At 41.5% G+C, this 13,140-nt stretch carries 11 protein-coding genes and 1 pseudogene; 8 read left to right on the top strand and 4 right to left on the bottom strand.

Annotation, left to right across the window (positions count from 1 at the left end; translation table 11 throughout):
• Window positions 1-160: 160 nt before the first annotated feature.
• Window positions 161-553, top strand: a complete 393-nt coding sequence (trxA, locus tag V7O67_RS14790) for a thioredoxin (RefSeq protein ID WP_342304112.1) — start codon at window positions 161-163, stop codon at window positions 551-553.
• A gap of 9 nt (window positions 554-562) precedes the next feature.
• Complete coding sequence (locus V7O67_RS14785; protein WP_406670386.1) at window positions 563-1,993, top strand: methanogenesis marker 14 protein; 1,431 nt, start codon at window positions 563-565, stop codon at window positions 1,991-1,993.
• Window positions 1,994-2,410: 417 nt separating this feature from the next.
• On the opposite strand, the gene polX is transcribed toward V7O67_RS14785, so the two are convergent.
• Together polX and V7O67_RS14775 are read right to left on the bottom strand one after the other, a co-directional pair.
• Entirely contained in the window at window positions 2,411-4,141 is a 1,731-nt protein-coding gene (gene polX / locus V7O67_RS14780; protein WP_342304114.1) for a DNA polymerase/3'-5' exonuclease PolX, read from the bottom strand.
• 18 nt (window positions 4,142-4,159) lie between these two features.
• The gene (locus V7O67_RS14775) at window positions 4,160-4,828 is read right to left on the bottom strand and encodes a DUF166 domain-containing protein (protein WP_342304115.1); all 669 of its coding nucleotides are present in this window, start codon (window positions 4,826-4,828) and stop codon (window positions 4,160-4,162) included.
• Between the two features lie 318 nt (window positions 4,829-5,146).
• Here V7O67_RS14775 and tmk point away from each other — a divergent pair, with 318 nt between their 5' ends.
• The 3 genes from tmk (at window position 5,147) to V7O67_RS14760 (ending at window position 7,770) form a co-directional block, all read left to right on the top strand.
• Window positions 5,147-5,749 carry a dTMP kinase gene (gene tmk, locus V7O67_RS14770; protein WP_342304116.1) on the top strand — a complete coding sequence of 201 codons (603 nt, stop codon included), beginning with the start codon at window positions 5,147-5,149 and terminating at the stop codon, window positions 5,747-5,749.
• A gap of 172 nt (window positions 5,750-5,921) precedes the next feature.
• Window positions 5,922-7,421, top strand: coding sequence for a PAS domain S-box protein (locus V7O67_RS14765; RefSeq protein WP_342304117.1), 1,500 nt, complete (start codon window positions 5,922-5,924; stop codon window positions 7,419-7,421).
• A gap of 16 nt (window positions 7,422-7,437) precedes the next feature.
• Window positions 7,438-7,770 (top strand): sensor histidine kinase, encoded by a 333-nt coding sequence (locus V7O67_RS14760; RefSeq protein ID WP_342304118.1) that lies wholly within the window; start codon window positions 7,438-7,440, stop codon window positions 7,768-7,770.
• A gap of 12 nt (window positions 7,771-7,782) precedes the next feature.
• On the opposite strand, the gene V7O67_RS14755 is transcribed toward V7O67_RS14760, so the two are convergent.
• Window positions 7,783-8,019: a hypothetical protein gene (locus tag V7O67_RS14755; protein WP_342304119.1), complete on the bottom strand. Its 237-nt coding sequence runs from the start codon at window positions 8,017-8,019 to the stop codon at window positions 7,783-7,785.
• A gap of 36 nt (window positions 8,020-8,055) precedes the next feature.
• The gene (locus tag V7O67_RS14750; protein WP_342304120.1) at window positions 8,056-8,766 is read right to left on the bottom strand and encodes a HisA/HisF-related TIM barrel protein; all 711 of its coding nucleotides are present in this window, start codon (window positions 8,764-8,766) and stop codon (window positions 8,056-8,058) included.
• Between the two features lie 45 nt (window positions 8,767-8,811).
• Between V7O67_RS14750 and V7O67_RS14745 the strand changes: the two genes are divergently transcribed.
• From V7O67_RS14745 to V7O67_RS14735, 3 genes and pseudogenes are all read left to right on the top strand, one after another.
• Window positions 8,812-9,510, top strand: a complete 699-nt coding sequence (locus V7O67_RS14745) for a (5-formylfuran-3-yl)methyl phosphate synthase (protein ID WP_342304121.1) — start codon at window positions 8,812-8,814, stop codon at window positions 9,508-9,510.
• A gap of 492 nt (window positions 9,511-10,002) precedes the next feature.
• Complete coding sequence (locus V7O67_RS14740) at window positions 10,003-10,434, top strand: hypothetical protein (RefSeq protein ID WP_342304122.1); 432 nt, start codon at window positions 10,003-10,005, stop codon at window positions 10,432-10,434.
• Window positions 10,435-10,706: 272 nt separating this feature from the next.
• A pseudogene (locus tag V7O67_RS14735) lies at window positions 10,707-12,945 on the top strand (CDC48 family AAA ATPase).
• Window positions 12,946-13,140: the final 195 nt, after the last annotated feature.

Below are 13,140 nucleotides of genomic sequence, written 5' to 3'. Positions count from 1 at the left end.
GATTTTCCCGGAGGGCATGGTATTGCGTAGTAATTGCACAACCATACAAACAATTAAATGTGTTAATAACAGATACTAAAGAGAAATCCAACGTCTATATCAAATCATGTTCACAGTTAAATATCTGTAAACAATAATACTTATCAAAAAGGTGTATTTCATGGATGAATTAGAATCTATCAGGCAAAAAAGGATGCAGGACTTACAAAGATCTCTGGAGAAAAACCAGTATCCTTCAGGTCCGGTGACAATTGCAGATGCAACATTTGATGAATTCGTATCAAAGTATCCTTTGGTACTGGTGGATTGCTGGGCGCCGTGGTGCGGTCCTTGCCGTACGATATCTCCTGTTCTCGATGAATTGGCAACCGAAATGCAGGGAAAATTAGTCATTGGCAAGTTGAACGTAGATGAGGACAAAATGACAGCTGTAAAATTTGGAATAACTAGTATTCCTGCTATGCTTATCTTCAAAGAAGGAAAATATGTTGATAAGTTAATTGGTGCTGTACCTAAACAGAATATCACCCAGAAACTTCAACCCTATATGTGAGGGAAACAAATGGCATATAAACCCAGAATTGTAGAAAGTCCTTCCGTACGCCTGATAGATCTTAAGTCCAAGGCTTATTTTATAGTAGCTTCAGTGGAAGTGGGCAATACAACTACCAAATGCATTCTGACCGCTACAAACCTTGAGGATGGTAAAACAAGACTTGTAACAAAAACAGTTAGTATGACAAGGGATGTCCGACCCCCAAAGGCAGATGAAGAAGTATTTGGCAGGACACTTACAGGTGTGGAGCTTACAAGACAGTCAGTGGGAGAACTCGTTCGGGATACATTGGTCGGTGCTGTGAAAAAAGCGAACCTCGATATCAAGGAAGACATACACTTTGTTGTGAGGTCCACAGGAGTTGTTGCAGGTTTCGATACGCCTGATGAAGTAGGAGAGTTCATAAAAGCCCTGGCAGATGGATGTCTTATGGCAGGTGTTCCGCCAAACCGTATGACTCCTCCGATGGCCTTATCCAATATTCCTGAAAAATTCCGTAAACACAGTAAGCTCGAACAGGTTGTCTTTGACGGTGCAGTGGCAAGTGTAACACCACCTACAGGTGCAACAGGTGTGGAAATCGTTGCCAACGAGATGGAAGGTGAACTGGCAACTGCAGGTATCAAGGAAGGTGCCAAGTGGGTTGATGTTGATTTCCGTAATCCCTGCATCTCCATAGACTTTGGTACAACCCTTGACGGCAGGATAATCAGTCCTGATCTTCCTTATGCAAAGACCATCGGAAATTTCTGTGGTTATGCCGGAGCCATCCCCGATGCCATTATTCAGGGAACCAGCCTGGTCGACTCAAAAAAGGGTACTGCTCTTGATGTTTCTGATAACGTATCACTAGGTAGGCTTGCTCATAAGCTCAAGGAGAAGGCTATAAAGGGATATGCAGAACGGATAAATGAATATATAATTATCGAAAAGGTTCCCAGTGGTCGTAAAAGATATGGCAGTGTGCCAGTAAACTCTGAGGCTGCAGATGAGATTGGAGTTGTTCTCATAGGTTGTGATGTAGGACACAATGGCACTGATATGGAAAAACTTTCAGAGATTGGGGCTGAGGTCTATGAAAAACATGATCTTAAGGTGCTCTTTGCAGTGATTGACGAGGTCATGGCACGAGTAGTACAGCGTCTTGTGAAAGTAGCACAGGAAGAAGGTCTTGTGTTCGAGGACACAGCCATCGGTGTCACCGGCAGGGCCGGAATTACTGGAGATAAACCAAAGCTGATATTGAAATACCTGCAAGAACTTGGTATCAATAACAAGATTGAAGAAAATGTTATTTTTGTAGATGACGGCCTTGCACGCGGCGCTGCTGTCATGGCAAGATGCATGAATTCCCTTGGCACCACATTCAATCCACTGGGTGGTCACAGGGGTGGAAAATGCATACTGGGACAACGTATGAAGTTGCAGAACAAATAATAATAGGAATTGGCAGGATAATCCTGCCAGTTAATATTTTCATTAAAGCGTAACCCAAAAAAGCTATATTATCATGTTCTTCTTTTTTGCTGCCTTTTCATCTCTTTCTGAAACTCGATTTCATGTTTTTTCACGGATCTGTCATGCCTGTTAGCTTTCATATTTTTCAAAATAGCACCTCATAATTTTCCATTTATGATGTGTTTAACTACCAGCTAAGCGTAAATGCCTACAAACTGTATTACACTGTTGATTCTTCAGTAATTCTACTCCTTTCTTGTATTTATCAAAATTAAATTTACAGAAGAGGAATTTATATTTTTTGTTTTTTTCCTGAAAGGAAGCAACAAGAATATCAATTATTTCCTTATGGTGCAATATATCTATAATATTAAGTTTTGGAATCTTATTTTATTATCATTTTTTTGGAATGCCAAGTCTGACGCACAGTTGCTTCAGGCTCATGGTATTGATAACATCTTCCTGTTCTATCCATCCCCTTCTTGCAACATCTATCCCAAATGATATATTGTCAAAATGGTCAATTGCATGTGTGTCTGTGTTGATGGCAATCTTAACACCATATTCCTTTGCTTTTCTTGCATTGGTGTCATTCAGGTCAAGTCTCCATGGCGAAGAATTGATTTCCAAGGCTTTGTCGTTGTCTTTTGCCACGGTTAGTATTTTATCCATATCCACGTCATATGCAGGTCGTTTGCCGAATTTTCTGCCGGTGGGATGAGCAAGTATATCCACATGTTCATTCTCAAGGGCTGCAAATATCCTCCTGGTCATCTTGTTCATGTCCTGTTCAAGTCCAGCATGTACCGCCACAATTACAATGTCCAGTTTCTCAAGGATGTCATTACTGTAATCCAGCTTTCCGTCTGCTTTAATATCGCATTCTGTACCTGAAAGTATCCTTATGTCGTCGAATTTCTCATTGAGAACCTCTATCTCTTCGATATGCTCAAGCAACCTTTTTTCAGATAATCCGTTGGCAATACCTGTGGAATGTGAGTGGTCTGTGATTGCAATGTACTCATATCCGCGCTGAATGGCCGCCTGTGCAAGTTCTTCTATTGTGTTTACACCGTCACTCCAATTGGAATGGACATGAAGATCGCCTTTAATATCTTCTTTCTCAATCAGGTGAGGAAGCTTTCCTGTGAGGCTTGCTTCTATCTCTCCCCGGTTCTCTCTGAGTTCGGGGGTCAGGTATTCCAGTCCCAGAAATTCATACAGGTCTTTTTCCTTGCTGCATGGTGTGAGTTTGCCACTGCTTTCATTTGTAATGCCATACTCGTTCAGGCTGTAACCTTTTGAGAGTGCAATTTTTCGAAGGTGAATATTATGTTCTTTTGAACCCGTGAAATGCTGCAACATTGAACCAAATGAAATCTTTTCAACAACTCTCAGGTCCACACGCAGGTTTCCAGGATACATGACAGCACTTTTAGAAGTTCCTGATTCCAGTACCTCTTCAACCTTACTCAGATTTACAAAGGTTCGAAGTGTCTTTTCCGGATCATCTGAAACTGCTATAAGGTCAATATCTCCCACAGTATCCTTCTTTCTTCGCAAGCTGCCTGCTATGACTACCTTTTCGATATATGGGCTGGAGGACAACTCCTCAGTTATCTCTTTTGCGATGTATGTGGCAAGAGCTATTTGGTGTCTTCCCTGATCCTTGTCCTGTTGAAGTCGGATAATCGACCTGAGGATCTTATCTTCCTGTTTCTCACCCATTCTTGGAAGTCTCCGTATCCTGTGCTCCCTGGCAGCCTTGCTTAGTTCATCAATAGATGTGATACCAAGTTTTTCGTAGAATTGCCTTGCCATTTTCGGACCGATGCCGGGAATATTCATTATATCCATGATGCCATGTGGTACTTCTTTCACTGTCTTCTCATAGGCGTTGAATGAACCGGTTTCCAGCATTTCTACTATTTTGCCTTTAAGTGCTTCACCGACTCCTGGTAAGGTGTCGATTTTTCCATTCTTGTATAATAACACCAGTTCTTCATCAAGTCCTTTTATCGTCTTTGCGGCAGTTGTATATGCTCTGGTCTTGAACGGATTCTCTCCCTTGAATTCCAGAAGTTTTGCTATCTGGTTGAACCTTTCAGCTATCTGGATATTGTCCATATTTCCCCATTTATAAGCTCAGTCTTCTTTTTTCTTCTGAATCGCATCTTCGACGGCTTTTTTATGAATCTCCCCGGATTCATGGATGCCGCCCATATTTCCCCTGATGGCCCTGCATGGATATTGTTGTATGAGCAGTCCGGCTCTGGCAGGTGCTTCTTCTACCTTCATTCCTACAAGTTCCTTTGCCATGTGCCACGTGCTTCCACATGGTGCCCCACATAATACTTCTACGGATTCTATTATACCTTTATCGACATCAATATCAAGGACAGGGCTTGATAGGTGCGAACAAAGTTCTTTTGTTTCCGGCTTTTCCTGAAGGGTGCAGCATATATCCTCAACTTCAATGAGCATGTCATACTGTTTTGCTATATCTTCAAGTTCCACAACAGGTGCTTTTGATGCTCCTCCAGGTACTATCAGGGCTTTTACACCGGCTTTTCCTGCCATATGGGCTATTGCCGCGGTAAGGTCCGGATGAAGTGAATAGGTGATAACAATGTCCGAATCGAACACGGAGTTGTCTATATTGAGTCCTTCCAGGAATTCATTTGGCTCATCGATGAAGTCAGGCAGCATCTGCGGCACGGAAGTCTGAACTACTTCCATTTCAGTTTTTGAGCTAATGGTATCTATCAGGCGGTTCCCATACTTTCCCCTGGTAATTACTCCAATTGTTGTCATTTAGTATCCTTTTCAGGGTTCTTTTCCTTTGCATATAGTTTTGCCGGATGCATATACGTTATATTTATACAACCGATTACTATATTTATCATTGTGAGTCATATTTATTTGAGGAATAATTATGGACAACTATGACCCTAATAAAGTATACTTCAGATGCAATACATGTGAATTCGTTTTTATGGAAAATCCTGATATGTTTCCGGTGAAATGCCCACAGTGCGTCAGTGAAGACGTCTTAAGGACATAAAAGGGAATCAGAGTTTTTGTGGAACAAATACTCTAAATAGTATTCCTTTGCTTTCATTGTTGATGCTCATGAAAGGTAAACTCATCACTCTGGAAGGTATAGATGGTTCTGGTAAATCGACGATAACAAGTCTGTTGAATTCAAATTCCAGATTCTCAGAGTTTGTTTTCACAAGAGAACCCACAACTGGTTGGATAGGTGAGGCTGTGAACCGTGCCATCCATTCTGATACGGATAACCTTGCAGAGCTTTTGCTTTTCACCGCAGACCATGCAGAGCATATCTCTAAGCTCCTGCTCCCTGCTCTGGAAGGTGGAAAGAATGTGATTTCAGATCGTTATTCAGGAAGCCGTTATGCTTACCAGGGTATGACATTAAAAAGCCGGTTCGCTGATCCTGTGAAATGGATCCAGGACATTCACAGGGGCTGGACTGTGGACCCCGATCTGACAATCCTCTTTGACATAGAACCGGACATTGCTGTGGAGCGATGCGGCAATCGCGGGGACAAAACCAAATTTGAGAAGATAAGTTTCCTTGAAGGTGTGAGAGAGAACTACCTGCGGCTTGCCAGGGAAAACCCAGAAAGATTTGTGATAATTGATACTGACCGTAGTATCGGCGAGATTGAATCTGAAGTTCTGGATGCAATTTTTTCATTTTTACGATAAGGATTGTATCACATTGATTTTTATGTCATGCTAATATTTCATTTATCAATTTTATACAATTGGTAAAATGAATCATCATGTTTAATATATTGATATATAGCTAGAGGTCATACTTTACTTATGTAGTATTTATGTTCACAATTATTCTGCAAAAATCAGGTCTGGTTAGACAATGCTTGATTCGATAATTGTTCGGAACGCACCAATTGGAATATGTGCTTTTGACAGAAATGATGACTTCATTCTTTTTAATAATGCAATGGAATCTATTCTGGGTGTGTCTGCAGAGGATGTGATTGGAAAGAACCTCTTTCGTGATATTCCTAATCACACGCTCGATGGCAATCCAGGTTTAAGGCAATTGTATATTAATACTAAGAGTTCCCTTAAGGAATCCTTCAAGCAGCGGATGCATGTAATCACTCCCTTGGGTAAACATATTTTTCTTTCCGTACGTATGGTGCCTTTTTTCAGTGAAAGTGGGGATTATGAAGGCATTGTTATCTATTTGGAAGAAGTGAGTGAGAATTACTACAAGGAAAAGGTTCTCATCGATGAGATATATAATGTCAGGAACCTTGAATCGATCTATAAATGTATACCTATCATTACTTTTAGCTGGTCATGCCAAGAGGGGTGGCCTGTCAAATATGTGTCCGATAACATTTCTCAGCTTGGATATAGTAAAGAGGATTTTGAGTCGGGTGGCATGAGGTACATTGATATTGTTCATCCTGATGATATTGAAAAACTGGCATCAGATGTGGCTGCATTTGAGAGTACCGATCAGGTATACCTTTCTGAAGATTATCGCCTGGTAAGTAAAGCAGGTGATGTCATTTGGGTAAATGAAATATCCCTGCTCAGTGAGAATGGCGGTGACCATCCTTTCCGCTATAATGGTATAATTATTGATATCACTGAGAGAAAAATGAAGGAAAAGGAACTTAAGCAAAGTAAGGCACGTATTGAGAGTATATTCAGGGCAGTACCTACCGGAATAGGCGTTGTGTCTGACAGGGCATTTGTAGAGGTTAATGATAATTTATGTGAAATGCTTGGTTATTCAAGGGGAGAATTCGTTGGCCAAAATTCCAGAATGATATATCCTGATGATGAAACATATGAACATGTGGGTCTGGAGAAATATTCCCTGATAAATGAGAGGGGGACAGGAATAGTAGAGACTAGGATGGCTCGCAAAGATGGTGTGATAATCGATGTTATTCTGAGTTCATGTCCTATTTACCCTGAATCATTTTCAAAAGGTGTTACTTTTGCAGTACTTGACATAACTAATATGAAAAATGCAGAAAGAGAACTGCAAAAACACACTAAAGAGCTTGAACAACTAAATCATTTGAAAGATCTTTTTTCTGACATCATACGTCATGACCTGCTTAGTCCTGCCAGTACTATAAGTGGTTATACGGAAACTCTTGAGGAACTTGAAGTAGATGAGAAAAAGCTTCGCTTCTTACGTATGATCTCAGAAAGTAACAAAAAACTGATAAACCTGCTTGAAAGTGCTTGCAGATATGAGAAACTCAATTCCATCGAAGAAATAGACTATCATAAATATAGATATTGCCGGCGTTTTCAAAAATATAATATTCGACTTTTCTCGACAGATCAAAAACAAAGGAATCATTTTAAAATTATCTTCCGATAATCCCTGTTATTCCAGTGTGAATCCTCTTGTAAGTGAAGTTTTTATGAATCTGTTATCCAATGCTATAAAATACGGACCTGAAAACAATGTCATCAGCATTGATTTCATTGATGAAGGTAAATTCTGGAAAGTCACGGTCACTGACCGTGGGGATGGAATTCCAGATTCATATAAGCCTTTTTTATTCGACCGTTTCAAACGTGCTGATAAAAAAGGTGTTAGGGGCACAGGCCTTGGACTTGCCATTGTCAAACGTATCATGGAGCTACATGATGGCTACTATGGCGTAGAGGACAATCTGGAAGGAAAAGGCAGTGTTTTCTGGGTAACCTTCAAAAAAGTAAGTTAGTGACCCCACAGGTCACTCAAGTCCGTTCTCATCAGCGAATTTGATAAGAGCTTCTCCAAGTGTGCGAGTGTATTTAGGATTCAGGTTAAAACGTGCTTTCTTCTGTCCGCTTCTTTCCTTTGCGATCTCTATGTATTCGTTTTCGAATCTTTCACTTGATGCGAGGGTAATGGTCAGGAACCAGCCGGCTCCCATCTTAATTTCTCCATAGTTCTCGCCTATTTCTACATTGTCTTCCTTGTCTGCCATGATTACACCGATAAATGATAATTTTGTTATATAATGTTACTTCTGAATTTCATGAAGGGGGATGGAACCGTTGTGTAGTGCGGTTGCAACAAGTGCGCCCTTTATTCCTATCTCTTCCAATGCCTTAATGTCTTCCACGTTGCGGACACCGCCGCCAAGAAGTACATTATGTTCAGAGATAGAGACAATCTTACTTAAAAATTGTGAATCCACGCCACTTGATGTTCCAACTCTGTCAAGGTCCAGGATTATTATGTTATCCAGATCATAGTCATTCAGTAGTTCTACTATTCTGAACGGGTCATCAGGCATAGATGGGTCGCTTGTGAGTATCTTACCATTCTTTTTGTCAATGCTGACATTAACTCTTCCAGGATATAGTGAAATAACCGTCTTTATTGTATCAAGGGATGCGGTCTCGGTTCCCAGTATAATGGATTGTACTATTTCCATAACATCCTCTGTTTCAGAAACGGATGTGATTCCAGGATCCAGCATTACCTTTGTATTCTCAGATATGGCTTTTATGATATCAAAGTTCTTTTCCCTCTTGCCAATCTTCTCAAGCAGGTTGAGGTCTGCTATGTATACTTCTGCTGGTTTTACGGCATCGACTATCTTAACGGCATTGGATGTGTTGCATATGCAGCTGGAGAAATGTATGGGTTTATATTCACTACGATTCCCGCCCTGCGCATGGACTACGGTCCGGTTGAATATATCAAGAACGAAAATGATACGAAACATATATAATTGATACACCTGTCATGCTATAAAAAAAGAGGTTATAATATGAAATTACTAATAAGTCCTATCAATCCTGAAGAGGCAATCGCATCACACGAAGGCGGTGCTGACATTGTTGACGTAAAGAATCCAAAAGAAGGTTCACTTGGCGCAAATTTCCCATGGATCATAAGTTCGGTAAAGGAAGCGATCAAGTCTGAAAAGCCAATCAGCGCAACAATCGGCGACTTTAATTTCAAACCGGGCACAGCATCTCTTGCAGCACTTGGTGCCGCAGTTGCAGGTGCAGATTACATCAAAGTCGGTCTTTATGATGTGCAAACCGAGGGTCAAGCTCTCGAAATGCTTACCAACATCACAAAAGCTGTAAAGGACTTTGACCCTGAGAAAAAGGTAGTTGCATCAGGTTATTCTGACTATGAGCGTATCAATTCCATCAATCCACAACTGCTTCCTGCCGTCGGCGCAAAAGCAGGTGTTGATGTGGTAATGGTAGATACAGGTATCAAGGACGGTCGCTCCACATTCGAATTCATGGATGAGGAAGCACTCACTGTTTTCACAGCTGCTATTCGTGAAGTAGGTCTGCTCTCAGCTATTGCCGGTTCACTCATTTTCGACGATATCCCGGTGCTCAAGCGCATTCAGCCTGACATAATAGGTGTTCGTGGCATGGTATGTGGCGGAGACCGTGATGACTGTATCAGGGCTGAGCTTGTTGAGAAATTGAAGAATGAGATGTAACTTCGGTTACATCTTCTATTTTTGACAGCTTTTTACGATTCAGCCTTGCTATTGTTCTTGGACAAGTGGTTGATGGGTTGTAATTGCATGGACTGCAATTTATGGCTGAAGCATAACAGGGGCGTTTTACAAATGTCCAGCAAATCTTTCCGAGTAACTATTCAGCCTGGCACGATTTGCCTATTGGTACTGATTTCATCGAAATAGAGATGTCTGCTCACTAACAATCTAACAATCAAAAAAGCAATCAATAGCAACAATCAAAATAAATGATCCTAATGAAATTTACGTTTCAACTTTTTGTCAAGATTGTTATTGATAGCGTTTTTATCAGGCTGAATAGTTACAAATCAGTATCAATAGGCTAATTGTGGTAGGCTGAATAGTTACTATTTTTTAACACATAGAATGAAGCCATAGTATATTGTTTTTTGCATCATTAAAACAGTCAGGCTGAATAGTTACAATTATTATACGTGGGGCAAACTTTCGATGGAAATGTTAACCTTACAAAAAGAAATACTTGATAAATATGCATCATGGTATGGAAATAGTAAACCATTAATAGAAAAATATAATCCCGGCTGGCGTAACACTTTCAAGGTACACAATAAAATAATCAATCGCCACATAAATTTATCTGACCAAACAGTCGAGGTCAATCATGAAAAAATGTACCAAGTATTCATGGAGTCTTTTAGATATCAAAAGAGTATGGTTGATCCCATAGCAAACATAATTGAAAGCCAATACATTTTTTTTATAAACAAACACAAAATAAACCAAGCATTTAGAATAGCTTCTAATGTAGCTAAAAAGCAATGGCAATACATTCTTGCTTTATTAGCTTTTATTGTTTTACTCGCAGGTGCTATTAATGGTTGGCCTGTAATAACTGAATTTATTAACACAACTTTAACTTAGACCCCCTACTCCTCATATTCCTATTCTTAAAAATTAAATCTTCTTCCTTTATTATGGGCTATAAATCGGGATATAACCTGCCTTTAAAAATGTTCATTTCCTTTGACCTGATACATTTTCAGAAAATCCCGGATTATTGAACTCCTGCAAATTTCAAATCATCCCCACCCAACACCCCAAACCCCAGAAGCGTTAAATCATAGTTCTACTGAATATATTATTAATGACGACCATCGATACCGTATTTAAGACTGGACTTGTGGTGATAGGTTTTGACCGAAGAGATTACCGTAAGTGTGGGGCAGGCATACCCCCGTGATGTCGGAAGAGGCATTGCACGGCTTGATAAGGACCTGATGCAAAAAATAGGGGTTATCAGCGGTGATATCGTTGAGATTGGGAACCGTGAAAAATGTTACGCGATAGTCTGGCCCGGATACCTGGACGATGCTGGCAAGGACATCATCAGGATTGATGGGAATCTCAGGAGTAATGCCAAGGTCAGCATAGATGATAGGGTCACTGTCCGAAAGGTCGCTGTAACGGAGGCCGAAAGAGTTGTTCTTGCACCGACAAAGGAGACCCGTCTTGTGGGTGGTGCACGTTTCATACTAAGGATACTGGAAGGCCGGCCAATTTCAAAAGGACAGAACATCCGGGTCGAAACAGTTAACAATCCTATCTCTTTTGTGGTACTTTCCAGCAAGCCATCGGGGCCTGTGGTTGTGACAAGGAGTACCCAGATACAACTCAGGGAGAAGGCCGCAATTGCAGAGAGCACAACCGGTCAGGTGACATATGAGGACATCGGAGGTCTCCAGAGGGAACTGGGACTTGTGCGTGAGATGATAGAGCTTCCACTCAAGCATCCGGAATTGTTCAACAAACTGGGTATCGACCCCTCCAAAGGGTGTTCTGCTTTTCGGCCCACCCGGAACCGGGAAGACCATGATAGCAAGAGCGGTTGCAAGTGAGACTGACGCCAATTTCACCTCAGTGAGTGGTCCTGAGATCGTGTCAAAGTACTACGGGGAAAGCGAGCAGAAATTGCGTGAGATATTTGAGGAAGCAGAAAAGAATTCTCCTTCCATTGTTTTTATTGATGAGATTGATTCCATAGCCCCAAAACGTGACGAAGTTGTAGGAGAGATGGAACGCAGGGTAGTAGCACAATTGCTGTCCCTTATGGACGGTCTTGCTTCAAGGGGCAAGGTTATTGTTATAGCTGCAACCAATCGTCCTAATTCAATTGATGAGGCCCTGCGACGCGGAGGACGTTTCGACAGGGAGATCGAGGTAGGTATTCCCGATGCTGAAGGCAGGTTACAGATTCTTTTTGTTCACACCCGTGGAATGCCGCTTGAGGAAGGTCTGAACCTTGAAGAAATTGCCGGAGTTACGCATGGCTTTGTGGGTGCGGACATTTCATCTTTGTGCAAGGAGGCCGCAATGCATGCTCTCAGGCGGATGCTGCCTGAGCTGAAAATGGATGATGTGGAGGATGAAATTCCTCCGGAATTCATGGAAAAGCTCATAGTTACCAGAAAGGACTTCGATGATGCACTGAAGAATATTGAACCATCCGCCATGCGTGAAGTATTCGTAGAAGTTCCATCGGTGAAATGGGACGATATTGGGGGGCTGGATAATGCAAAGCAGGAACTGGCTGAGGCTGTGGAATGGCCTTTGAAGTTCCCGGAGCTTTTCGATGTCGTAGGCACAAGACCTCCAAGGGGTATTATGCTCTTTGGACCTCCCGGCACTGGCAAGACTTTGCTTGCAAAAGCCGTTGCCACGGAAAGTGAGGCAAATTTTATCAGTATCAAGGGTCCTGAGCTGTTAAGTAAGTATATCGGTGAATCCGAACGTGCGGTGCGCGAGACTTTCCGTAAAGCAAAGCAGGCTGCTCCCACTGTTATATTCTTTGATGAGATTGACTCAATGGCTTCAGAGCGCGGTTCGAGCACTGATGCCCACGAAAGTGAACGTGTGGTGAGTCAGATTCTCACCGAGATCGATGGTGTGGAAGAATTAAAGGATGTTGTCATAGTTGCAGCTACCAACAGGCCGGATATCGTGGACCCTGCCCTGTTGCGTCCCGGTCGCTTTGATAGGCTCATCTACGTGCGTCCTCCTGATAAAAAAAGCAGGGAAAAAATATTCAGTATACATCTGAACAATAAGCCTCTCTCGGACGATGTGGATGTCCATGAACTTTCAGAGATGACAGAAGGCTATGTAGGTTCTGATATTGAGGCTATCTGCCGTGAAGCTTCAATGCTGGCTCTGCGTGAGGTGGTCACGCCTGGTATCACAAGGCAGGATGCTATTGAAAAGGCTGCGGGTATTAAAGTAAAATCCGATCATTTCCGCAAGGCTATACGTAGAGTAAAGCCGACAACTTCACGCAGTGCCATGAGTTTCTATGAACAGGCTGCGGAGACTTTTGCAAGGTATGCTGCAAATGAAGAAGAGAAAAGTACAGGTGAAGACGAAAGGGCGTATCAGTGAATATGTGATGCTCTACTTATCCATCATTTAATTGGATAAGCAGCATCAACAAAATGGATTCAACCTGATTTTAATTCAAAAAAGAAAACAAGAAAAAGTAAAGGGACTATTATAGCCCCTTTCCCTTAACTTAATTATCCTTGTTCTTTTGTTTACTATTGCTATCTAAAAACTATTTTTATTCAGAAAGTGGCA

The sequence above is a fragment of the Methanolobus sp. ZRKC4 genome (genome assembly GCF_045291305.1).
Classification (GTDB): domain Archaea; phylum Halobacteriota; class Methanosarcinia; order Methanosarcinales; family Methanosarcinaceae; genus Methanolobus.
The sequence above is the reverse complement of the archived record's forward strand: the minus strand, read 5'-3'. Positions and strand labels throughout refer to the sequence as shown.